A 23,755-nucleotide genomic window follows, 5' to 3' on the forward strand; every position below is an offset into this window, starting at 1 on the left:
CCCCCGACTAGGCGCGCACCGGCCCCATCGGCCGCAATCGGACGCCCGACCGCAGCAGCTTGTAGTCGAGCTCGACCGGATCCGTGATGTGCGCGCCGGGCGACTGGACGACCAGGATCACCTCGGCGATCGGCTGGAAATCGGCGCGGAAATGCACCGTCGATTTGAGCCCGAGGATCGGGACCTTGGCGGGCTCGACGCCGACGTGGCGGAACATCTCCTTGTCGGCCGCCTGCACGCGCTTGGTCGCGAGCACGACCGACACGCCGGACTCGTCGTCGGTGAGCAGCGCCATCGGACCGATCTGGAACTTGGCGCCGCCGTAGAACGGGCCGGTGCCCGTGAACACGCCGGTGCCGACGCGCGCGACGCGCCAGTCCGCCTCGACCGGGGCTTCGCCGGCGTAGCCGACCACGGCGCCGATGCCGCGCCGGATGATCGCCCCCTCGCCCGCGGCCGCCGCCGCGTTGGCCGACGCCTCGTCGATCAGCATGCCGATCACCGCCCCACGCGCCTTGTGGCGCATCAGCGCGCGCAGCAGGCCGACCGTGTCCGACGTGCCGCCGGCGCCGGGATTGTCCTGCACATCCGCCAGCACCACAGGCTTCGTCGCGGTACGCGACAGACGGATCGCCTCCTCCGCGGCCTCGTCCGGCGTCCACAGCCTGCCGGCGAAATCGGCCTCGCGCGCCCGCACGGCGGCGGCGAGGCGGTCGGCCGCCGCCTCTGCCGACGCCTGGTCGTGGGCGTAGACCACCAGCGCGGGGCCGCACTGCGCGATGTCGGCCGGCGGGAAGCCCGGCGTATGGGTCAGCGACACGATGCCCATGTTGTGGCCCGCCGACGGCGCGCCGGCGGCGTCGGTGCCGCGCTCGATCTCCTCCAGCAGCGAGAATATCCCCCTGGCGGGATCTAGGTCGGTGCACTGCCAGACCAGCGGGATGAGGAAGTCGAAGCTGCGGTAGGCCTTGAACAGCGGCCGGCCGTCGCGCAGAAGGCGGTCGAGCAGCCTCGCGGCGCGCGCGCCGGTGTCGGCCATGTCGACATGCGGATAGGTGCGGTAGCCGATCATCGCCGTGCTACGGGCCACCATCTCGCGCGTCATGTTGGTGTGGTAGTCGAGACTGGCGACCAGCGGGATGGTCTCGCCGACGACCGCGCGGACGCGGCGCATCAGCTCGCCCTCGCCGTCCTCGTGGTGTTCGGCCACCATCGCGCCGTGCAGGTCGAGGTAGATCGCGTCGAACGGCCCGAGCCTCTCCAAGTCCTCGACCATCCAGCCCGCGACCTTCTCGTAGGCGTCGCGCGTCACGTGCGCGCTGGGCGGCGCCGAGCACCAGCACAGCGGCACGACCTCGTGGCCGCGCGCCGTGAGCTCCTTCACGGCGCCGGCGATCGGGATGTTGAAGCCCTCGACGGCGGCGATCATCTCCGGCCCGCGCACGAAGGGCGGCCAGGCGTCGGCACGCGCGAAATCCTCCCAGGTCGCCTGCTGCGGCGCGAACGTGTTGGTCTCGTGCTGAAAACCGCCGACGGCGATGCGGGCCATGCGTCTTCCTTTCGTTGCGATCTCGACTGTCGCGCCGACCCTATCAAGCGGCGGCGCCATCCGTCGACCGTCACCGGAAGCTTCACAATTCCGCCATGGCGCGGGAGGATACGCCGCCGCGGGCGCGCGCCACCGCGCGCCGTCGTCCGGAGCCGGGGATCGCCATGCGCCGCCCAAGTATCGCCACCGCCCTGTCGGGCCTCTGCGCCGCCGCCGCGCTGTCGGCCTGCGCGTCGAACTACACGTGGGAGCGGTCGGGCGCGAGCAGCGAGACGATGCGCGCGGACTACGCCGACTGCCGCAAACAGGCCGGGCAGGAGGCGTTCCGCGAGTTCGCCTTCAATCGCGGTTTCATCACGATGGGCCCGGGCTACTGGGGATACCCCGGCCGGCCCGAGTACTGGATGTGGCAGCAGCGGCTCCAATCCGACCGGTTCTACTACGAGAACCGGCTCACGCATTTCTGCATGCGCAACAAGGGCTACGAGCTGGTGCAGGTCGAGCAGGACATGCGTGCGGTCCCGCCAGCCGCCCCGGCGCCCGCGCGCTGATTGCCCGCGCGCTGACGGGCGGCGCGGCGGCCGTCAGCTGAAGATGAAGTCGCCGGCGGCCCAGCCGCCACCGTACCCCAGCACGACGATGGTCGTGCCGTCCGGCAGCACGATTTGCGAATCGGCGCCGCCGTTGATCGAGGAGATCGAGAGCGCGCCGAAGCTCGTGCCGTGGCCGATGACCTCGATCCGGTCCTGGCCGTGGCCGAAGCCGTTGACCGTGTCCGTGCCGGCGCCCGGGCCGAACCCGATCGTGTCCGCCGCGCCGTCGCCGGCCCCGACGTCGAGCCAGTCGTCGCCGTCGCCGCCGCGCAGCGTGTCGGCGCCGGTACCGCCATCGAGGCTGTCGTTGCCGGCGCCCGCCACCAGCCAGTCGGCCGAGGCGCCGCCGCTGAGGAAGTCGTCGCCGCTGCCGCCGAACAGCGTGTCCAGCCCGTTCTGGCCGGCGAGGCTGTCGACGCCGTCGTAGCCGTAGAGCAGGTCGTTGCCGTCACCGCCGAGCAGCGTGTTGGCGGCGTCGTTGCCCTGGATCAGGTTGTCGAGCGCGTTACCGGAGATATCCATCGCGTGGTACGCGTTCACCGCCAACGCCTCGACCCCGGCGGTGGCGGCGTAGGTCGTGCCGACCGAGATCCAGACGGTGTCGACGCCGGAGCCGCCGGTCTCGTCGACCACGTCGCCGATCGCGTCGATACGGTAGAAATCGTCGCCCGAGCCGCCGAAATACGTGTTCGCCGAGCCGCCGCCGCCGATGAAGGCGTCGTTGCCGGCGCCGCCGAACAGCGTGTCCTCGTCGAGGCCGCCCTGCAGCACGTCGTCGCCGTCGTCGCCGAACAGCACGTCGATGCCGGCGTAGCCGAGCAGGTTGTCGACGCCGCCGCCGCCGCGCAGCGTGTTGACGCCGTCGGTGCCGTACAGGGTGTTGTCCGACCCGTTGCCGGTCATGTCGCCCGGCGTATCGTCCTCGAGATTGATGATGCCCCACTCGACGTTGTCGTCGAGGGTGTGCCCGGAGAACGCCACCCAGACCTGGTCGGTGCCCTCGCCGGCGCTCTCGACCACGACGTCGGCGCCGGGATCGTCGATCCGGTAGTGGTCGTTGCCGATGCCGCCGATCAGCGTGTCGTCGCCGACGCTGGCGTGCAGGAAATCGTCGCCGGAGCCGCCGTAGAGCGTGTCGTCGCCCTCGCCGCCGAAGATGCGGTCGTGTCCGCCGACGCCGTAGATCGTGTCGGCGAAGATATCGCCGAACAGGAAGTTCACGTCCTCCTCGCCTGTCAGGATCGCCGGGCCGGCGAAGTTGATGGCGCCGACCTCGACGGCGGGCGCCAGCGTGTAGTCGGTGAACGAGACCCAGACAGTGTCGAAGCCGGCCGTGCCCGCGGAGAACTCGTCGACCACGTCCATCGGATCGCGCAGGCGGTAGAAGTCGTTACCGTAGCCGCCGTTGAGCGTATCGACGACGCCGTCCGGCGCCTCGTCGAACAGGTCGTCGCCGTCGCCGCCATAGAGCGAATCCGCGCCATCGCCGCCGGTCAACGTGTCGTTCGCGCCCTGGCCGACGATGGTGTCGTCGCCGCCCTGGCCCTGCACGACGTAGATCGAGCCTGCCGCGCCGAGCCCGTACTGGAAGCCGCCGAGCACGAGGTAGGCGCCGCCCGCCCCGCCGAGGCCGCCCGCCCCGACCATGAAATCGTCGTAGCCGTCGCCGTTGACGTCGCCGGCCGAGGACACCGCGACGCCGACGTCGTCGCCCGAGACGACGCCGTCGAGGCGCATGCCCGTGAACGTCGTCAGCGCCGCCAGCGAGACCGAGCCGAACGTCTCGAACCACTGCCGCTGGCCGTAGACGACGTAGGCGTGGCCGGCGCCGGCGCCGCCGTCCGGATCCTCGCCGGGCGCGCCGATGACGAGGTCGTCGTAGCCGTCGCCGTTGATATCGCCGCCGAACGCCACGGAGTAGCCGACCTCCTCGCCCGGCACCGCGCCCTCGAACGCCACGCCGTCGTTGCCGTCGAGGACCGTGAGCAGCAGGTTGACGGAGCGCTCGCCGCCGTGTCCGAAGACCACGTAGGCGACGCCGGCGCCGCCGTTCGAGCCACGTTCACCGATCACGAAATCGTCGTAGCCGTCGCCATTGATGTCGCCGCCGCCGGCGACGACCATTTCCGACGTCCCGTCGCTGGTCAGCCGCTGGCCATCGAGCACGGTCATCCCCGGCAGCGCCAGGTTCGGCACCAGCGTCCAATGCGCGCTCTCGGCGCCGAACACCAGATAGGCGCGGCCCGCCCCGGGCGTGCCGACCAGCACGTCGTCGTAACCGTCGCCGTTGACGTCGCCGGCGGACGCCACCGACGTCCCGGCCTGGTCACCCACGTCCGCAGACAGCCGGACACCGTTGCCGCCGTTGATCGCCGCGAGGTCGAACGTCGCGGCCCAGCTCGACTGGCCGAACAGGATGTAGGCGCCGCCGTCGCCGCCGGCCAGGCCCGTGGCGCCGATGATCACGTCGGCGTAGCCGTCGGCGTTCACGTCGCCGGCAGAGGACACGGCCGCGCCGGCGGCGTCGCCCGCGGACGCGCCGTCGATCCGGAATCCATCGGCCCCGGTCAGCGCGGAGACGTCGAGCTCGGGCGTCCAGCCACCACCATGGCCGAACACGACGTAGGCGGCGCCGGCGCCGCCGCCGGCGCCCGGCGCGCCGATCACGAAGTCGTCGATGCCGTCGCCGTTGACGTCGCCGGCGGACTGGATCGAGGTGCCGCTCAAGGCGCCGGCGTCCGCGCCGGAGACGCGGAAGAAGCCGGAGCCGTCCGGCGTGTCGAGGGAGAGGGTCGCCGGCAGGCCGGCGGCCGTCCCGAACACGACGTAGCTGGCGCCGGCGTCGCCGGCGCCGTGGCCGGGCGCGCCGACGGCGTAGTCGCCGTAGCCGTCGCCGTTGATGTCGCCGAGCGCCGCGACGCTGCGGCCGGCCTGGTCGCCGGAAACGTCGCCGTCGATCCTGACGCCGTTCGAGCCGTCGAGATTCTCCAGACCCAGCGCCACGTCGCTCCAGATCGTCGCCGACACCGGCGCGAACACGTCGTTGCCACCACCGAGCTGGAACTGCTCGGCGACGAGGTCGATCAGCCCGTCGACGACGTCGGCGCCGTTGCCGTAGAAGACCGTGTCGTAGCCGGAGCCGCCGACGATGCGGACATCGTCGCCGTCGGCGTGGACGGTGTCGTCGCCGGCGCCACCCGTCAGACTGTCGGCGCCTTCGCCACCGTCGAGGGTGTCGTCGCCGGCCAGACCCTGGAGGACGTCCTCGCCCTCAAGCCCGAACAGTGTATCCGCGCCGAGCCGTCCATCGACGAAATCCGACCCGCTGCCGCCGGCGAGCGAGTCGTCCGTATTGGTGCCGATAAATGTGGGCATTTCAACTATGTAAAGGTTGAATTTGGAGTCAGAATAGCAATAGATGCGAGGTGCGTCCACGAAACTATTAAATCAGGTCGTATTTTTACTATAATTATCTGATTTTATTATATATTATTAATATTCACAAGAGCGCATATTGACCCTTCCAAACGACACCCCGTCGTCGAGCTTGAGAATAGGCGTCCGCGACGCATGGCGCGCGTCGGCGAGGCGGTGGCGGGTCCCACCAGGTCGCGCACCGTGGACGATGCCGCCCACGTAGGCGCGGACATGGGCGCTTCACGATACGCCGGCCCGATCCCCGCCCCTCTATCGCGACACCACGACAATTCCGAGCGGCGCCGGGCGGGCCAGCCCTGCGCGGCGGCTATAGCGGCGCGGCGGCGTTGCGATACACTTCACGCGACAGAACGCCGACGCACCGGAGTCGCCGCATGAACGCCCCTGCCAAGATCGACGGCCAGCAGCTTCTCGACAACTACACGTTGGAGGACCGCTACGTGCGCGAGCGCGGGCGGGTCTACATGACCGGCGTGCAGGCGCTGGTGCGCCTGCCGATGATGCAGCGCCAGCGCGACCTCGCGGCGGGCCTGAACACCGGCGGCTTCATCTCGGGCTACCGTGGTTCGCCGCTGGGCATGTACGACCACGCGCTGTGGGGCGCCAAGAAGCACCTCAAGGCCAACAACATCCACTTCCAGCCCGGCCTCAACGAGGACCTCGCGGCGACCGCCGTGTGGGGCACGCAGCAGACGACGTTGTTCGCCGAGGCGACCGTCGATGGCGTATTCGCCATCTGGTACGGCAAGGGCCCCGGCGTCGACCGCTCGATGGACCCGATCAAGCACGGCAACGCCGCCGGCACCGCCAAACATGGTGGCGTGATCGTGCTGGCCGGCGACGACCACGGCTGCCAGTCCTCGACCCTGCCGCACCAGTCCGAGCAGGTGTTCCAGGCCGCGATGGTGCCGGTGCTCAACCCGGCGACCGTGCAGGAATACGTCGATTTCGGCCTGCTCGGCTTCGCCATGTCGCGCTACTCCGGCTGCTGGATCGGTTTCAAGGCGATCTCCGAGACGGTCGAGAGCGGCGCGTCGGTCGACATCGACCCCGATCGCGTCAAGGTCGTGATCCCGCCGGATTTCGAGATGCCGGAGGGCGGCCTCAACATCCGCAATCCCGATCCGCCGATGGAGCAGGAGAAGCGCCTGCACCTCTACAAGCTGGACGCGGTCAAGGCGTTCGTGCGCGCCAACGGCATCGACCGGCGCGTGTTCGACCCGCCGAAGGCGCGGGTCGGCATCATGACCACGGGCAAGGCCTATCTCGACACGCGCCAGGCGCTCGAGGATCTCGGCATCGACGAGGACAAGGCGCTGCAGCTCGGCATCCGGCTCTACAAGGTCGGCATGACGTGGCCGCTCGAGCCGGTCGGCGCGCGCGCCTTCGCCGACGGCCTCGAGGAGGTGATCGTCGTCGAGGAGAAGCGCGAGATCCTCGAGGACCAGCTGGTCAAGCTGCTCTACAACATGCCGGCCGACCGCCGGCCCGCGATCATCGGCAAATACGACGAGACCGGCCGGCGCGTGCAGCCGACCGAGGGTGAACTAACGCCGACCGGCGTGGCGCGCCTCGTCGCCGAGCGTCTGATGAAGCACGGCGGCGACAGCCCGGAGATGCGCCAGCGCCTGGCCCGCATCGAGGGCAAGGAGAAGCTGCTGCAGGCGCCGCCGCCGAAGACCGTGCGCACGCCGTTCTTCTGCTCCGGCTGTCCGCACAACACCTCGACCCGCGTGCCGGACGGCAGCCGCGCCATGGCCGGCATCGGCTGCCACGGCATGGCGATGCTGATGCCGCACCGCCGCACGTCGCTGATCTCGCACATGGGCGGCGAGGGCGTGGCCTGGGTCGGACAGGCGCCGTTCACCAGCGAGAAGCACGTCTTCCAGAACCTCGGGGACGGCACCTACCACCACTCCGGCCTGATGGCGATCCGCGCCGCGTCGGCGGCGGGCGTCAACATCACCTACAAGATCCTGTTCAACGACGCCGTCGCCATGACCGGCGGGCAGCCGCACGACGGGCCGCTGACCGTGCCGCAGATCACGCGCCAGGTCTCGGCCGAGGGCGCCAAGCGCGTCGTCGTCGTCACCGACGAGCCGGACAAGTATCCGATGGGCAGCGACTTCGCGCCCGGCGTCACGATCCGCCACCGCGACGACCTCGACCAGATCCAGAAGGAGCTGCGCGAGGTCGAGGGCCTGACCGTGCTGGTCTACGACCAGACCTGCGCCGCCGAGAAGCGCCGCCGCCGCAAGCGCGGCACCTTCCCCGATCCGCAGAAGCGCGCCTTCATCAACGACGCGGTGTGCGAGGGCTGCGGCGACTGCTCGGAGCAGTCCAACTGCGTGTCGGTGCGGCCGCTGGAGACCGAGCTCGGCCGCAAGCGCCAAATCGACCAGTCCAACTGCAACAAGGACTTCTCCTGTGTGAAGGGCTTCTGCCCGAGCTTCGTGACGGTCCATGGCGGCCGCCTCAAGCGCAACCGCAAGGCCGGCGCCGACGCGGTCGCGGCCGATCCGTTCGCGGCCCTGCCGATGCCGGCGATCAGGCCGCTGTCGGAGCCCTACGGCATCCTCGTCACCGGCATCGGCGGCACCGGCGTCATCACCGTCGGCGCGCTGATCGCGATGGCTGCGCATCTCGAGGGCAAGGGCTGCACCTCGCTCGACTTCACCGGCCTCGCCCAGAAGAACGGCGCGGTGATGAGCCACATCCGCCTGGCGCCGACGCCGGAGGACATCCACGCCGTGCGCATCGCCGCCGGCGGCGCGCATCTGGTGCTGGGCTGCGACATGGTCGTGGCGGCCTCGCCGGCGGCGCTGTCGCGCCTCGAGCAGGGCGTCACCCGCGCGGTGATCAACGGCCACGTGGCGCCGACGGCCTCGTTCGTGATCGACAACGACATCGATTTCGGCGCCCAGGTGATGATGCGCTCGATCCGCGAGGCCACCGGCCGCGACGGCGCGACCTTCATCGACGCCACCGGCATCGCCACCGCGATCCTCGGCGACTCGATCGCCACCAACCTGTTCATGGTCGGCTACGCCTGGCAGAAGGGCCTGATCCCGCTCTCGCTGCAGGCGCTGCGCCGCGCCATCGAGCTCAACGGCGTGGCGGTCGACACCAACATCCGCACCTTCAACTGGGGCAGGCTGGCGGCCCACGACATGGCCGCCGTCGAAGCGGTCGCGCGTCCGCAGATGCGCGAGGAGACGCCGCCGACGCCGGGCTTCGACGAGATCGTCGCCACCCGCGTGGCCGCGCTCACCGCCTACCAGGACGCCGCCTACGCCGCCCGCTACAAGACCTTCGTCGACAAGGTCGCGGCCGCCGAGGCGGACAAGGCGCGCGGCCGCACGGGCCTCGCCGAGGCGGTGGCGAAGTCGCTGCACAAGCTGATGGCCTACAAGGACGAGTACGAGGTCGCCCGCCTCTACACCGACGGCGGCTTCGAGAGGAAGCTGCGGCAGCAGTTCGAGGGCGACTTCAAGCTCAAGTTCAACCTGGCGCCGCCGCTGATCGCCGACCGCGATCCGGTCACCGGCGAGCTGAAAAAGGGCGAGTACGGGCCGTGGGTGTTCACCGCGTTCCGCTTCCTCGCCCGGCTCAAGCGCCTGCGCGGCACCGCGTTCGACGTGTTCGGCCGCACCGAGGAGCGGCGCACCGAACGCCGCCTGATCGGCGAGTACATGGCGACGATCGAGAGCGTGGTCGCGGCGCTCACGCGGGCGAACCACGCCTTGGCCGTCCAGATCGCCGCGCTGCCCGAGCAGATCCGCGGCTTCGGCCACGTCAAGGAGCGCAACCTCGCAAAGGTCCGCGAGCGCGAGGCCAATCTGCTAGCGACGTTCCGCCGGCCCGACGCGCCGGCGGCGATGGCGGCGGAATAGCCCTCAGCCCTTGGCCGGCGCCGCCTCGGCGCGCCGGCGCATCGCCTCGGCGAGCACCGGCCAGTATTTGGCGCCGTCGCCGTCGGCGATGGCGTTCTCCAGCCAGCGCCGCGCGGTCTCGGCGCCCTCGGCCGCGAAGCCCGACGCGCGCGCCAGGTCGAGCGCGTAGGCCACGTCCTTCAGCATGTATTCGGCCGAGAACGCGCGCTCCGGATAAACGCCGGGCAGCATCGCCTTCATGCCGTGGTTGCGCAGCGCGAAGCTGTCGGCCGAACCCTTGGTCAGCGTCCCGAACAGGCGGCCGGCATCCATGCCGGCGGCGCGCGCGATGCCCAGCGCCTCGGCCAGCGCCACGACGGTCTGCGCAAGCACCATGTTGTTCATGATCTTGGCGATCTGTCCGGCGCCGACCTCGCCGCAGTGGCTGACCTCGCTGGCCATGGTGCGCAGCAGCGGCTCGACGCGCGCGAACACCGGATCCGGGCAGCCGACCATGATGCTGAGCGTGCCGGCGATCGCCGCCTCGCGCGTGCGCGCGACCGGCGCGTCGGCGTAGGCGACGCCCCTCGCGCCGAAGGCGGCGGCGAGCTCCCGCGTCAGCGGCACCGGCGACGTCCCGAGATCGACGACGGTCTGGCCGGCGCGCCCAAGCGCCAGCAGACCGCCGTCCCCACGGCACACCGCTTCGAGCTGCCGGCCGCCGGGCAACGACAGGAACACGATGTCGGCGGCGGCCGCGACGCCGGCGATGGAGCCGGCATCGGCCACGCCGGCGTCGGCGAGCCGCGCCAACGGCTCCGGCGCGATGTCGCTCGCCACCGTCCGGTGGCCGGACTTGGTCGCGAGGTTGCGGCACATCGGCTCGCCCATGGTGCCAAGTCCGATGAATCCGAGTGTCGCCGTGGTCATGGTCTGGTTCCGCGCTGGGGTGTCGCCGCACCATATCGACTGCGGCGCCGGCGACAACCCGCCGCCACCGGCGCGGCGTCAGAGTTTCGACGGCCGGCTGTCGCGCGAGCGGAGATAGACGAGCAGGCCGCTGGCGAGGCTGGCGGCGACGAACCCGAACACGACGCGGTAGGCGGTCTCGGGCGCCGCCCCGGCGCCCGACGACAGGCCGCCGAGGATGTAGCCGGTCGCGGCCGGCAGCGCCGCCGAGCCGATCACCTGCGCCATGTTGACGGTGGTCACGCCACGGCCGGCGAGCGCGTCGGGAAACAGCGCGCGGCCCTGGGCGACGATGGCGATCGAGTACGACGACACGAACGGCAGCGCGATCATCAGGAAAACCGCGAGATGGAACGACGGCCCGGCAATGGCGCCGAGCGCCGCCAGGGTCGACACCGCCAGGCCGGCGCCGATCAACACGACCTTCTTGCGTGAATCGAGGATGCGGTCCATCGGGCCGCAGACCAGCAGGCCGACGATCTGCGCCGCGCCCATCGCCAGCATGACGTTGCCGCGGCCGACCGCGTCGAGCCCGTGGACGTCGTGCAGGTACGGCCCGGCCCAGACGCCCAGCACGGTCACCATCGCGGCGTAGGCGAAGGTGTGCATCGCAAGCACCGGGACCAGCCCCGGCGTCCGCCACACCGCCAGCAGCCCGTCGACGACCTCGCGGAAGGTCTCCGGCCGCGCCGGCCGCGGCGGCGCCTTGCCGGGCGGGTAGTCGCGCACGACCAGGAGGAACGCCGCCGCGATGACGACCGTGACCCCTGCCAGCGCGAGGAAGGCGCCGCGCCAGCCGATCGTCGCGCTCGCCCAGGCCAGCGGCGTCGCGGCGCCCAGCGTGCCGATGTTGCTGGCCGCGAACACCCAGCTCAGCACCGTGGTGTAGCGCGCGCCGGGGAACCAGCGCGAGCACAGCAGCACCGCCGACATGAAGCTGGCGGCGCATCCCAGCCCGACCAGCCCGCGGGCGGCGATCAGCGACGTGGCGTCGCTGGCCCGCGACAGCAGGATCGCGCCGGCGATCGCCAGCAGCGACATCGTGGCCACGACGCGGCGCGGTCCGTAGCGGTCGAACCACATGCCGACGGGATCTGCGCCACCAGCAGCGCGAGGAAGAACGCGCCGCCAGCCCAGCCGAGGTCGCTCTTGGTCAGGCCGAGGTCGCGCGTCAGTTCCGGCGCGATGACGCTGTTCGACACGCGGTAGAACTGGCTCAGCGCGGTGGCCGCCGACAGCAGCAGCAGCAGGGCCGCGCGCCGCGCGGCCAGCGACGGGCCGGTCTCGCTCTCGGTCTGGGTCATCGAATCGTTCCGGCGCCGCCCTCGCCCGCCTCGCCGGCTTCCATCTTCGTCTCCCCGCCGGACCGTCCGGCGGCGGCGATTGAACGCGGCGGGCGCGGGCTTGTCGATCTGGAAAACGCCCTCACGCGCCGGCGTCGAGAAACTCCGCGAGCTGACGGCGGTCGCGGTACAGGAACGCGCGCCAGCCGCAGGTCCGCGCCGCGTCGACGCTGTCGCGGTCGGCGTCGAAACAGGCGATCGCGCGGCCCGCCGCGACACCCATGCGGGCCTGAGCGTTGGTGAAGAACACGCGGTCCGGCTTGCACACCCCGAGCGCGGCCGAGTACAGGATCTCGTCGACATGGTCGTCGATGCCGCCGCTGCGGCGCAGATGGTCGATCCGGTGGTGCTCCTGGTTCGCGATGACGAAGACGCGCCCGCCGGTGGCGCGGCGCCACGCGTCGATACGGGTCAACAGCCCCGAATCCGGAACCGGCGCGCGATCGAACCACCACGTCACGAACTCGACGGCGCGTCCGTCGACGCCCACGCCGGATAGATACTCGTCGACGGCCTGGTAGAGGTCGAGACGTCCGCGCAACGCCTCGCGGAACGACGCGCGCAGGAAGCCGTCGGCGAACGCTTCCGGCGCGATTCCCCAGTCGCGCTCGAGGTCCGCGCGCCATGATTCCACTGGAGGCATCAGCACGCTGTCGAGGTCGATCGCGAGCACGGCCCCCGTCATCGCCCCTTCCCCGCTCAGGCGAACGCGAGCATGGCGCGCTCGGTCAACAGCCAATCAAGGCGGCCGTCGCCGGGCCCGCGCGGCACGGCATCGACGCGCTGCGCCTCGAAGCCGACGCCGATCGCGGTGACCGCGCGGCGCGCGCGCAGCGCCGCCAGCGTGCGGTCGTAGTATCCGCCGCCGTAGCCCAACCGGTAGCCGTCGTCGTCGAACGCCAGCAGCGGCACGAGCAGCGCGTCCGGTTCGACGATGGCGGCCTCGGGACCGGGCTGCGACGTGCCCATCGGTCCACGTAGAAGTGCGGCGCCGGGACTCCACGCGCGGAAGGTCAGCGGCGCGCCGCGCGCCGGCGTCACCGGCAACGCGATGGCGTAGCCCTCCGCCGACAGCCGCGCGAGCAGCGGGCGGACGTCGATCTCGTCGCCCATCGACCAGAAACCGGCCATCACCGTGGCGGCGCCGTCGTCGCGGCGCGTCGGCACCGGGCGCTCCCGGTCCCAGATCGCAATTAACGCGGCGGCGGCGGAGGCGCGCGCATCCGGCGCGAACGCGGCGCGGCGCGCCAGCATCGTGGCGCGCATCACCCGCTTGCCGTCATCGAGCGCCGACAGCGCCACGACTCCGCCGTCGCGCGCGCCCGCCGCCATCTCAGGCCAGCCGGTACACGCGGCTGGCGGTGCCGCTGAACAGCGCCGTCTTCTCCGCGGTCGACGCGCCCGCGGCCAGCCGCTTGAAGGCGTTCCACTGCACCGTGTAGTTGCAGGTGATCTTATCGACCGGGAAGTTGCTCTCGAACATGCAGCGATCGGCGCCGAAGGCCTCGATGCACGCGTCCATCCACGGCTTCCAGCCGGCCGCCAGCTCCTCCGACGACGCCGGCTCGGCGCGCTTTTGGAAATCGAAGACTCCGATGCGCATGCCCAACCCGCCGAGCTTGACCGTCACGTTCGGGCATTTGGCCAGCTCCATGATCGAGGTCTTCCAGGTCTTGAACGTCTCCTCCCCCTTCCCGGCGTAGGGGCCGATGCCCAGCGGCCCGCCAAGATGGTCGAGGATGATGGAGGTTTCCGGGAACGCGCGCGCCAACGCCGTGAGCTCGGGGATCTGCGGATGGTACAGCCAGGCGTCGAACGACAGGTTCAGCGGCGCCAGCCGCGCGAAGCCGGCGCGGAAGGTGGCGTCGCCCAGCAGCCCCTTGGGCGGATTGGTGTGGCTGTTGCGGATGTCGTCGCTGGCGTCCCAGCCGGCGGCGTGGCGGATGCCGCGGAAGCGGTCGCCGCCGACGCGTACGTGCGCCTCCAGGATCTCGGCGACGCGGTCTCCGAGCGACAGGTCGGCGAAGCCAACGATGCCGGCGCAAGCGCGCGTCGCGCCGTAGACACCGCTGGCGGCCATCGCCGCGACGCCGTTGATGAACTCCGTCTCGCCCAGCGAACGGCGCTCCGGCGGGCCATCGGCGCGGTACATCGCCATCGCCTCGACGAACACCGTGGCGCGGATGTCGTGGCCGCCGCCGGTGTCGGCCAGCAGGTCGGGCAGCAGGTAGCGGTGGTTCGAGCGTTCCCAGAGGTGGTGGTGCGGATCGACGATCGGCAGCTCCGGCTCCAGCGCCGTCTCGACACGCCGCGCCACCCAGGCGTCGTCCGGCATCTGCACGTTGCCCAGCGGTCGTTCGGTTTTCGCGTCCGTCATCGCTTCCCACTCCCCTCGTCCGGCTGGCGCCGGATCAGCCGCCGCCGATCGCGACGGTGGTCATCGCGCGGCGGAAATCGTCCGCCGGCGCCGCTATTCCAGTCTCGCCGAAGATGTCGGCGGTCAGCGACCCGATGGTGCGCGCGTCGACGCGCACGCCGTTGCTCTCCAAGAAGCGCCGCGCCGCCGCGACGGCCTCTGCCATGTCGCCGCCGCTCTTGTACTGCTTGTAGTAGTCGGCGCGGCCGCCCTTGCCGACCGCCTCCGCCAGCACGTCGGTGAAGTTCACGACCTCGAAGGGATGCGACGCGCCGGCGCCGGCCAGCGCGCGGTGGCAGGAATGGTACATCGTGACCACGAGGTCCGCGCCGGCGGCGCGCGCGCCCTCGGCGACGGCGGCGTGGATCGCCCGCTCGCGGTCCTTGTACTTCGCCGCGACGCCGCCGCAGGCGTACGAGAAGCCGCTGTCCTGCGGGAAATCGACGACGGTGAGGTTCGGCACCGCCCCCATCAATGCCCGCACGCTCTCCAGCGACGCGCCGATCCCCTGATGCTCGTGGATCACGGCGCGGCGCGGCGGCAGGTCGACGAACGCCGGCCGCAGGCGGTCGAGGCTGGCGGCGAGGAACTCGCTGATATGGGCGAGATCGAAGGACGGCGGCGCCGGATCGGCCTCTAGCTCGTCGAAATTCTTGGTGCAGGTCGGACACCACGTCAGCACCTGCTTCGCCCCGGATTTGCCGAAGCGCTCGAAGGTGCGGTGGCCGACGCGCTCGTAGGTCGGCAGATCGGCCTCGAGGAACTGGTAGACGCCGCAGCAATGCGACGGGCCGCCGACGACGTCGAAATCGACGCCGAGCGTGTCGAGGATGTCCATGACGTTGAGCACGATGTGCGGCGTGCGCAGCACGTTGCAGCCCGTATAGAAAAGGACCTCGGCGTGGCGGGTCTCGACCGGCGCCAGCACGCGCGACAGCGTCTCCGACGGCAGCTGCATGGCGCCGAGCAGACGCACGGCCTGCGACATCGAGCGGAACCGCTTCGCCTGGGCGGCGCGGCGCGCCTCCTCCGGCCGCGCCGCCGAGACCGCCTTCATCCGCGAGACCGCGATCCACTGCCGGACGTTGATGTTCTCCGGACAGGCGTCGACGCAGCGGCCGCTGCCGTCGCAGGCGTCGAGCCAGCGCGTCAGCTCCGGTGCCGCCGCCTCCCCGGCCGCCAGCGCCTTCAGCTCGCCGACGCGCGCGACCGCGCCGTCGCGCGCCATGCCGATCTCTCGCGCCGTCGGACAGGCCTCGAAGCAGGCGCCGCACGACACGCACGCGGACGCGGCGCGCGCGACGACGGAATCGAGCTGGTCGGCGTAGGCGGTCATCGACAGCGGCGCTCCGGGAGCCCTCGGAAGGATCGGTGGCGATTATGCGCCACGCGGGAGCGTTGTCGATGCGTGTCCGAGCGGCGCCGGCGGGGCGCGGCGGTCCGGACGGAAGGTGAAGCGGGGCGGCACCACGTCGGCCGTGGACCTGGCGCAACCTCTGTGGCCTGCTTGCGCAGGTGGGCGCCGTGTGGCCAGGACCAGGATCTAGGCCAGGGACAGCTCCCTAGAGGAGAGCATTGGCCCCAGGGTTAGTGCGGTCCACGAACCACGCAGAAATCCGCCCCGTCCGCAATGTAGGGAGCGCAGGGCCCCGCGGCAACCTCTCCGCCGGGGCGGCACGTCGTCAGGCGGCGGCGACCTTGCGCGTGATGGTCTCGATCCGCGTCTCGACCGCCGAGAACAGCTCGTGCAGCGAGATCAACTCGCCCTCCGGCCGCTCGGCGCGCGGCGCTTCGATCGCGGCGCGGGCGGCGTCGGCCTGCACGCGCGCCTCGCGCGCGCGGTCCGCCAGCATCAGCGCCGCCAGCACCAGCAGGCGCGCCTCCGGCGAGTTCGGGCTCTGCGTCCGCAACTCGGTCAGCACGTCGTCGACGTCGGCCGCGAGCGAGTGGAGGCGGTCCTCCTGGCCATCGCCGCACGCGAGGTCGAAACTACGCGCGCCGATGCGAACGGAAACTTGGGGCATGGTGAACTCTCGAGGGGGGCTAACGTTCTTGTTTGATTGACGTGTCGAATAGTCGGCCAAGGCGTCTCCGCGGTCAACGCGTCCGATACGGCGATGTCAGCGCGTCTCGTCGGTCAGCAGGGCGCGGATCTGGTCCATGGCGCGTTCGAGCCGCGCCTCGACATCCATCGCGACCCGCTTGAGATCCTCGTGCTGGGACTCAAGTTGAGCCAGACGCTCGGCCAAAGCGTCGGCGCGCGCCGTCTCGTCGCGCAGCCGTTCCTCAACCATTCTCTCAAGGCGGCTCAGGGCGCTGTTAACCTTGCCCTTGACCTCGTCCAGTCTCGTCATCGGCAGTTCTCTCCCCCGCCGTCGCGCTCGGCTTTTCCGCAATTAGAATGAGCGCGGCGCGTCGATCCGTCAATATCTCGCGGGCCTTCGGGGCGGATATCCCCCATATCTGGCATGTTGTCCACATCCGACTTATCCCGGGCGAGCGGGCGTTCACGCCGGACCGCCGCGTTGCCCCGACGCTGGATTCCCGCCGCCGCGTCCGTCGCGCCGCGCACCCCTGACAGACGCGCGGACGCGCCAATCGCGCATTGACGCGCCCCGGACCAGTCGGCATTTTGCCGCGCGCTTCCCCACCCCCGCGTCCGCCGGCCCGCGCCGCGCGCCGGCGCCAACCGCCCATCGCCGGCTTCCGGACCCAAATGCCCGATCAAACCGCCTCGGCCGCCCCGGCGACGACGACCGTTTCCCACGCCGACATGGCCAACGCGATCCGGGCGCTCGCGATGGACGCCGTCGAGCAGGCGAAGTCGGGCCATCCCGGGATGCCGATGGGCATGGCCGACGTCGCCACGGTGCTGTTCACGAAGCACCTCAAGTTCGATGCCGCCGGCCCCGGGCTGGGCCGACCGCGACCGCTTCGTGCTGTCGGCCGGCCACGGCTCGATGCTGCTCTACGCGCTGCTGTATCTGACGGGCTATCCCGACATCACGCTCGACGAGATCAAGCGCTTCCGCCAGCTCGGGGCGAAGACCGCCGGCCACCCGGAGTACGGCCACGCCGCCGGCATCGAGACCACGACCGGCCCGCTCGGCCAGGGCATCGCCAACGCCGTCGGCATGGCGATGGCCGAGCGCCATCTCGCGGCGGCGTTCGGCGACGCGGTGGTCGACCATTTCACCTACGCCATCGCCGGCGACGGCTGCCTGATGGAGGGCGTCGGCCAGGAGGCGGTCACGCTGGCCGGCCATCTCGGCCTCGGTCGCCTGATCGTGCTGTTCGACGACAACGGCATCTCGATCGACGGCGCCACCTCGCTGTCGACGTCGGAGGACCACCTCAACCGCTTCGCCGCCGCCGGCTGGCACGTGCTGCCGTGCGACGGCCATGACCCGGCCGAGATCGAGCGCGCCATCGCCTTCGCGCGCACCGTCCTCGACCGGCCGTCGCTGATCGCGTGCAGGACGGTGATCGGTTTCGGCGCGCCGAAGAAGGCGGGCACCGCCGCCACGCACGGCTCGCCGCTGGGCATGGACGAGGTCGCCGGCGCGCGCGCGAAGCTGGGCTGGCCGCACGCGCCGTTCGAGATCCCCGCGCCGGTCCTCGCGGCGTGGCGCGCCGCCGGCGCGCGCGGCGCCAGCGCCCGCGCCGCCTGGCAGACGCGGCTCGCGGCGCTGCCCGCCGACGCCAAGGCCGAGTTCGAACGGCGCCAGAAAGGCAAGCTGCCTGCCGGCATCGGCCAGGCCATCGCCGCCTTCAAGGCGAAGATGGCGGCCGACAAGCCGTCCTGGGCGACGCGGAAATCCAGCCAGGAAGTGCTGGAGGTGGTCAACCCGTTGGTCGTCGAGACGCTGGGCGGGTCGGCCGATCTGACCGGCTCCAACAACACCAAGACCGCCACGCTCGCGCCGTTCCAGAAGGGCGCCTACGGCGGCCGCTACGTCTACTACGGCATCCGCGAGCACGCGATGGCCGCCGCCATGAACGGCATCGCGCTGCATGGCGGAGTCATCCCCTACGGCGGCACCTTCATGGTGTTCACCGACTACTGCCGCCCGGCCATCCGCCTGTCGGCGCTGATGGGCGTGCGCGTGATCTACGTCATGACGCACGACTCCATCGGCCTGGGCGAGGACGGACCGACGCACCAGCCGGTCGAGCACCTCGCGGCGCTGCGCGCGATCCCCAACCTGCTGGTGATGCGCCCCGCCGACGCCATCGAGACGGCGGAGTGCTGGGAGATCGCTCTGAAGTCCGACAAGACGCCGAGTGTGATCGCGCTGACGCGCCAGAATCTGCCGACCGTGCGCGACGCGAGCGACGGAAACCGCTGCGCCAAAGGCGCCTACATCCTCGCCGGCGCCGCCGGCGATGGCGTGCGCCTGATCGCGTCGGGCTCGGAGGTCGAGATCGCTCTCGCCGCCCGCGCCCTGCTGGCGAAGGACGGGATCGCCGCCGCCGTGGTGTCGATGCCCTCGTGGGAGCTGTTCGCGCGCCAGCCCGACGCCTACCGCGCCGAGGTGCTCGGCGCCCCCGGCACGCCGCGCGTCGCCTGCGAGGCGGCCGTCGGATTCGGCTGGGAGCGCTGGCTGGGCGAGCGCGGCGCTTTCGTCGGCATGACCGGCTTCGGCGCGTCGGCCAAGGCCAGCGACCTCTACCGCCATTTCGGCATCACCGCCGAGGCCGTCGCCGCCGCCGCGCGGTCGCTCGCCAACAAATGACCACGATCGGACCGCAGGAAGCCGCCCGCCAACGCCACTTCGAGGAGGAACAGGGAAAATGACCGTCCGCGTCGCCATCAACGGCTTCGGCCGCATCGGCCGCAACGTGCTGCGCGCCATCATCGAGTCCGGCCGCAAGGACATCGAGGTCGTCGGCATCAACGATCTCGGCCCGGTCGAGACGAACGCGCATCTGATGCGCTTCGACTCGGTGCACGGCCGCTTCCCCGGCGAGGTCAAGGTCGACGGCGACTCGATCGACGTCGGCCGCGGCAAGATAAAGGTCACCGCCGAGCGCGATCCCTCCAAGCTGCCGCACAAGGCGCTGGGCGTCGAGATCGCGCTGGAGTGCACCGGCTTCTTCACGTCGAAGGACGCCGCCTCGGCGCACCTGACGGCCGGCGCCAAGCGCGCGCTGGTGTCGGCGCCCGCCGACGGCGCCGACCTCACGGTGGTCTACGGCGTCAACCACGACAAGCTGACCAAGGACCACTTCGTGGTCTCCAACGCCTCGTGCACGACCAACTGCCTGGCGCCGGTCGCCAAGGTGCTGAACGACCTCGTCGGCATCGAGAACGGCTTCATGACCACGATCCACGCCTACACCGGCGACCAGCCGACGCTCGACACGCTGCACAAGGATCTCTACCGCGCCCGCGCCGCCGGCCTGTCGATGATCCCGACCTCGACCGGCGCCGCCAAGGCCGTCGGCCTCGTGCTGCCGGATCTCAACGGCAAGCTCGACGGCTTGTCGATCCGCGTGCCGACCCCGAACGTCTCGGTGATCGACCTGAAGTTCGTCGCCAAGCGCAAGACGGACGTGAAGGAGATCAACGAGGCGGTGCGGCTCGCCGCGGCGAACCAGCTCAAGGGCGTCCTCGGCTGGACCGACGCGCCGAACGTCTCGATCGACTTCAACCACGATCCGCACTCCGCGACCTTCCACATGGACCAGACCAAGGTCATGGACGGCACCTTCGTGCGCGTGATGGCCTGGTACGACAACGAGTGGGGCTTCTCCAACCGCATGAGCGACACCGCCGTCGCCATGGGCAAGCTGGGCTGACGCGTCCGCCCGCGCCGACCGACGAGGGCCCCGTCCGCTGGACGGGGCCCTTTTTCGTGGCCGCGGCCGCCGTGCTAGGCTGGCGGCGCGCGCCCGGACCGGGCGCGAGGGAGCATCGATGCCGCGCAGCCCCGACACCGTGCGTGCGACGCGCCATGGCTAGGTCGCCGGCCCGGCGCCTGACGCTGGTCGGCGCCGCGGCGCCCGCCGCCGAGCCGCCGCCCCCCGTCGTGCGCGTGCATGGCTGGAAGCACGTTGCCGCCGCGCTGATGGCGGCGCGCGAGCACGGCCGGGCGGTCACGCTGTTGTCGCCACCGAACGCCTCCTACGCCGGCGGCGTCGGCTTCTGGCACGCGATCGACCGGCGAGTCGCCGAGCTGTTCCCCGACGTGCGCGCCACCTTGATCGTCGATTGCGACGGCGCGCCGGGGCATGTGCTGGCGGCCTTTCGCACCGGACTTCGCGCTATCGTGTTCGACGGCAACGCCGCCGCACGCCGCCGCCTCGAGGACATCGCCGCCGCCCACGGCGCGGCGCTGGTGCCGCGTCCGGACGCCGCGCTCGATCTCGTACACGAGAAGGATCCATTGCGCGCGTGCCGGCTGGCGCTGGCGCCCGTCGCGGTGGAAAAGGGAGAGGACGCATGACATCCGGCATCCAACGCGACTTCGTCGGCTACGGCGCGAACCCGCCCGATCCGAAATGGCCCGGCGGCGCGCGCGTCGCGCTGAACTTCGTCGTCAACTACGAGGAGGGCTCGGAGGCCTCGATCGACGACGGCGACGGACACACCGAGACGGCTCTGACCGAGGCCAGTACCTCGGCCGCCGGCATGAAGGGCCGCGACCTCGGCGGCGAGAGCATGTTCGAGTACGGCAGCCGCGTCGGATTTTGGCGCCTGCACCGCGCCTTCGTCGACCGCGGCCTGCCGCTGACGATGTTCGCCTGCGCGCTGGCGCTGGAGCGCAATCCCGAGGCCGCGGCGGCGATCCGCGACGCCGGCTTCGACATCTGCGGCCACGGCTGGCGCTGGGTGCGCCATTTCGCGCTGACCCCCGACGAGGAACGCGAGCACATCCGCAAGGCCGTGGAGTCCTTCAAGCGCACCGTCGGCCAGGCGCCCGCCGGCTGGTACTGCCGCTACGCGCCCAGCGTCGACACCCGCCGCCTGCTGGTCGAGCATGGCGGCTTCCTCTACGATTCCGACTCCTACGCCGACGAACTGCCGTACTGGCGCACCGTGTCGGGCAGACCGCACCTGGTGGTGCCCTACACGATCACCAACAACGACACGAAATTCGCCCACAACGTCGCCAACGGCGAGCAGTGGTTCGGCTTCGTTCGCGACGCCTTCGACACGCTCTACCAGGAGGGCGCGACGCGGCCGAAGATGATGTCGATCGGCCTGCACATGCGCATCGCCGGCCACCCCGCCCGCTTCGCCGGCCTGCGGCGCTTCCTCGACCACGTCGCGCGCCACGACGGCGTCTGGATCGCCTCCCGCGTCGACATCGCGCGCCATTGGATCGCCACCCACCCCTACCCGGGCAAGGGCCTGAACGAATGACGCCGCCGCGAAGCCGGCCGGCCCGCGTCGATGGACAACCCAACGGCCCGACGCTAAGAAATCGCCGCATTTCCGGCGTCCAAGAGCGCCGGCAGCCACCCGCGAACCAGGGAAGGAACGCAACCCGTGAAGATCACCCGCGCCGTCAAGAAGATCCTCGACAACTACGAGAGCGACAACCCCGGCACCAAGGCGAACCTCGCCCGGATCCTGATGCACGGCCGTCTCGGCGGCACCGGCAAGATGGTGATCCTGCCGGTCGACCAGGGCTTCGAGCACGGCCCGGCCCGCTCCTTCGCGCCGAACCCCGACGCCTACGATCCGCACTACCACTACCAGCTCGCGATCGACGCCGGGCTGAACGCCTACGCCGCCCCGCTCGGCCCGCTCGAGGCCGGCGCCGACAGCTTCGCCGGCGCCATCCCGACCATCCTCAAGGTCAACAGCGCCAACAGCCTGTCGACCAACAAGGACCAGGCGGTGACGGCCTCGGTGCGCGACGCGCTGCGGCTCGGCTGCTCGGCGATCGGCTTCACGATCTACCCCGGCTCCGAGGACCAGTTCGAGATGATGGAGGAGATCCGCGAGATGGCCGAGGAGGCCAAATCGTACGGTCTCGCGGTGGTCATGTGGTCCTATCCGCGCGGCGGCAAGCTCGACAAGGCCGGCGAGACGGCGATGGACGTCTGCGCCTACGCCGCCCACCTCGCCGCCCTGCTCGGCGCGCACATCATCAAGGTCAAGCCGCCGACCGACGTGTTGTGGCAGCCCGAAGCCAAGGCGGCCTACGAGAAGGCCAAGGTCGACATCTCGACGCTGTCGAAGCGCGTCGCGCACGTCATGCAGTCGTCGTTCAACGGCCGCCGCATCGTTGTGTTCTCCGGCGGCGAGGCCAAGGACCTCGACGGCCTGTTCAACGAGATCCGCGGCCTGCGCGACGGCGGCGCCAACGGCTCGATCATCGGCCGCAACACCTTCCAGCGGCCGCGCGCCGAGGCGCTCGACATGCTCGACAAGATCATCGCCATCTACCAGGGCAAGATGTAGGTTCCGCCATTCCGTCGGGCGCGACGGCGCCGGTCCTCCGGGACCGGCGCCGCCGTCGTTTCGGGGCGCGCCACGGCGCCGCCCGCCCGTCGATCCGGAGGAGATCGCCATGATCGGCTACGTCACGCTGGGCACCAACGACATCGCGCGCGCCGCGGCGTTCTACGACGAGCTGCTGAAGGAGCTGGGCGCGACGCGCGGCATGGAGTCCGACAGCTTCGTCGCCTGGTCGGTGAAGCCGGGCACGCCGATGGTCAGCGTCATCAAGCCGTTCGACGGCAAGCCGGCGACCGCCGGCAACGGCGCGATGGTCGCGATCGCCGCCGGCGCGCCGGCCAAGGTCGACGCGCTCCACGCCAGGGCGCTGGCGCTGGGTGGCACCGACGAGGGCGCGCCCGGCCCGCGCGGCGGCACCTTCTACGCCGCGTACTGCCGCGACCTCGACGGCAACAAGCTGGCCTTCTTCCACATGTGAGCGGCGGGCGCCGACGCCCGCGCGGAGAGCATCGACATGCCGGCCGACGCGCCGTCCCGCTGCCGACTGTACCTGATCACCCCGCCGCGGCTGGAGCATCCCGCCGTGTTCGCCGACCAGTTTCGCGCCGCGCTCGACGGCGGCGACGTGGCGGTGCTGCAGCTGCGGCTCAAGGACGTCCCCGACGACGCCATCGCGCGCGCCGCGGACACGCTGCGCCCGATCTGCCAGCAGCGCGACGTTGCGCTGGTCATGAACGACCGCCCCGATCTCGCCGCGCGGCTGGATTGCGACGGCGTCCATGTCGGGCAGGACGACGCCTCCTACGCCGAGGCCCGGCGCATCGTCGGGCCGGACCGCATCGTCGGCGTCACCTGCAAGGCGTCGCGCCACCTCGCGATGGACGCGGCCGAGGCCGGCGCCGACTACGTCGCGTTCGGCGCGTTCTTCCCGTCCAGCACCAAGGACGTCACCACCCCGGCGCCGGTCGACGTGCTGACGTGGTGGAGCGACATCATGACGGTCCCCTGCGTCGCCATCGGCGGCATCACCGTCGACAATTGCGCGCCGCTGGTCGAGGCCGGCGCCGACTTCCTCGCCGTCGCAAACGGCGTCTGGGGCCATCCCGACGGGCCGGCCGAGGCGGTGAGGCGGTTCAACGCCGTGTTCGACGGCCGGTAGCCG

General features: G+C 71.1%; 19 protein-coding genes, 1 other RNA gene and 1 pseudogene. 9 read left to right on the forward strand and 12 right to left on the reverse strand.

What is annotated here, in order from left to right; genetic code table 11:
- Window positions 1–7: 7 nt before the first annotated feature.
- Window positions 8–1,549: a M81 family metallopeptidase gene (locus IPK81_01470; GenBank protein ID QQS12972.1), complete on the reverse strand. Its 1,542-nt coding sequence runs from the start codon at window positions 1,547–1,549 to the stop codon at window positions 8–10.
- Window positions 1,550–1,713: 164 nt separating this feature from the next.
- Here IPK81_01470 and IPK81_01475 point away from each other — a divergent pair, with 164 nt between their 5' ends.
- The gene (locus tag IPK81_01475) at window positions 1,714–2,100 is read left to right on the forward strand and encodes a hypothetical protein (protein QQS12973.1); all 387 of its coding nucleotides are present in this window, start codon (window positions 1,714–1,716) and stop codon (window positions 2,098–2,100) included.
- Window positions 2,101–2,133: 33 nt separating this feature from the next.
- Here the strand turns inward: IPK81_01475 and IPK81_01480 are convergent, their stop codons facing one another.
- Window positions 2,134–5,517: an FG-GAP repeat protein gene (locus tag IPK81_01480; GenBank protein QQS12974.1), complete on the reverse strand. Its 3,384-nt coding sequence runs from the start codon at window positions 5,515–5,517 to the stop codon at window positions 2,134–2,136.
- 437 nt (window positions 5,518–5,954) lie between these two features.
- Between IPK81_01480 and IPK81_01485 the strand changes: the two genes are divergently transcribed.
- Entirely contained in the window at window positions 5,955–9,473 is a 3,519-nt protein-coding gene (locus tag IPK81_01485; GenBank protein ID QQS12975.1) for an indolepyruvate ferredoxin oxidoreductase family protein, read from the forward strand.
- A gap of 3 nt (window positions 9,474–9,476) precedes the next feature.
- On the opposite strand, the gene IPK81_01490 is transcribed toward IPK81_01485, so the two are convergent.
- From IPK81_01490 to IPK81_01535, 10 genes are all read right to left on the reverse strand, one after another.
- Window positions 9,477–10,382, reverse strand: a complete 906-nt coding sequence (locus tag IPK81_01490) for an NAD(P)-dependent oxidoreductase (GenBank protein QQS12976.1) — start codon at window positions 10,380–10,382, stop codon at window positions 9,477–9,479.
- A 78-nt stretch (window positions 10,383–10,460) separates the two neighbouring features.
- Entirely contained in the window at window positions 10,461–11,504 is a 1,044-nt protein-coding gene (locus IPK81_01495) for an MFS transporter (protein QQS12977.1), read from the reverse strand.
- Complete coding sequence (locus IPK81_01500; protein ID QQS12978.1) at window positions 11,399–11,725, reverse strand: hypothetical protein; 327 nt, start codon at window positions 11,723–11,725, stop codon at window positions 11,399–11,401. Before IPK81_01500 ends, IPK81_01495 begins: the two co-directional genes overlap by 106 nt.
- Before the next feature lie 121 nt (window positions 11,726–11,846).
- Window positions 11,847–12,449 (reverse strand): hypothetical protein, encoded by a 603-nt coding sequence (locus tag IPK81_01505; protein ID QQS12979.1) that lies wholly within the window; start codon window positions 12,447–12,449, stop codon window positions 11,847–11,849.
- A gap of 14 nt (window positions 12,450–12,463) precedes the next feature.
- Window positions 12,464–13,030, reverse strand: coding sequence for a 5-formyltetrahydrofolate cyclo-ligase (locus IPK81_01510; protein ID QQS14918.1), 567 nt, complete (start codon window positions 13,028–13,030; stop codon window positions 12,464–12,466).
- Between the two features lie 67 nt (window positions 13,031–13,097).
- Complete coding sequence (locus tag IPK81_01515; GenBank protein ID QQS14919.1) at window positions 13,098–14,099, reverse strand: amidohydrolase family protein; 1,002 nt, start codon at window positions 14,097–14,099, stop codon at window positions 13,098–13,100.
- Window positions 14,100–14,175: 76 nt separating this feature from the next.
- Window positions 14,176–15,516: a (Fe-S)-binding protein gene (locus tag IPK81_01520; GenBank protein QQS12980.1), complete on the reverse strand. Its 1,341-nt coding sequence runs from the start codon at window positions 15,514–15,516 to the stop codon at window positions 14,176–14,178.
- A gap of 124 nt (window positions 15,517–15,640) precedes the next feature.
- Window positions 15,641–15,798, reverse strand: a non-coding RNA gene (ssrS, locus tag IPK81_01525) — 6S RNA.
- 64 nt (window positions 15,799–15,862) lie between these two features.
- Window positions 15,863–16,204, reverse strand: coding sequence for a cell division protein ZapA (locus IPK81_01530; GenBank protein ID QQS12981.1), 342 nt, complete (start codon window positions 16,202–16,204; stop codon window positions 15,863–15,865).
- A 96-nt stretch (window positions 16,205–16,300) separates the two neighbouring features.
- On the reverse strand, window positions 16,301–16,534 hold the full coding sequence (locus IPK81_01535) for a hypothetical protein (protein QQS12982.1): 234 nt from the start codon (window positions 16,532–16,534) through the stop codon (window positions 16,301–16,303).
- 362 nt (window positions 16,535–16,896) lie between these two features.
- On the opposite strand from IPK81_01535, the pseudogene tkt reads away from it, so the two are divergent.
- The 7 genes and pseudogenes from tkt (at window position 16,897) to IPK81_01570 (ending at window position 23,752) form a co-directional block, all read left to right on the forward strand.
- Window positions 16,897–18,916, forward strand: a pseudogene (tkt, locus tag IPK81_01540) (transketolase).
- Window positions 18,917–18,974: 58 nt separating this feature from the next.
- Entirely contained in the window at window positions 18,975–19,982 is a 1,008-nt protein-coding gene (gene gap / locus IPK81_01545; protein QQS12983.1) for a type I glyceraldehyde-3-phosphate dehydrogenase, read from the forward strand.
- 155 nt (window positions 19,983–20,137) lie between these two features.
- Window positions 20,138–20,629 carry a hypothetical protein gene (locus IPK81_01550; protein ID QQS12984.1) on the forward strand — a complete coding sequence of 164 codons (492 nt, stop codon included), beginning with the start codon at window positions 20,138–20,140 and terminating at the stop codon, window positions 20,627–20,629.
- Window positions 20,626–21,549 (forward strand): allantoinase PuuE, encoded by a 924-nt coding sequence (locus tag IPK81_01555; GenBank protein ID QQS12985.1) that lies wholly within the window; start codon window positions 20,626–20,628, stop codon window positions 21,547–21,549. The genes IPK81_01550 and IPK81_01555 overlap by 4 nt, the downstream gene beginning before the upstream one ends.
- Window positions 21,550–21,675: 126 nt before the next feature.
- The gene (locus IPK81_01560) at window positions 21,676–22,596 is read left to right on the forward strand and encodes a class I fructose-bisphosphate aldolase (GenBank protein QQS12986.1); all 921 of its coding nucleotides are present in this window, start codon (window positions 21,676–21,678) and stop codon (window positions 22,594–22,596) included.
- Window positions 22,597–22,705: 109 nt separating this feature from the next.
- Window positions 22,706–23,071, forward strand: coding sequence for a VOC family protein (locus tag IPK81_01565; GenBank protein ID QQS12987.1), 366 nt, complete (start codon window positions 22,706–22,708; stop codon window positions 23,069–23,071).
- A gap of 36 nt (window positions 23,072–23,107) precedes the next feature.
- Window positions 23,108–23,752 carry a thiamine phosphate synthase gene (locus IPK81_01570; protein QQS12988.1) on the forward strand — a complete coding sequence of 215 codons (645 nt, stop codon included), beginning with the start codon at window positions 23,108–23,110 and terminating at the stop codon, window positions 23,750–23,752.
- The last annotated feature ends 3 nt before the right edge of the window (window positions 23,753–23,755 follow it).

Source organism: Rhodospirillales bacterium (assembly GCA_016699855.1).
In the GTDB taxonomy this organism is placed as follows: domain Bacteria; phylum Pseudomonadota; class Alphaproteobacteria; order Reyranellales; family Reyranellaceae.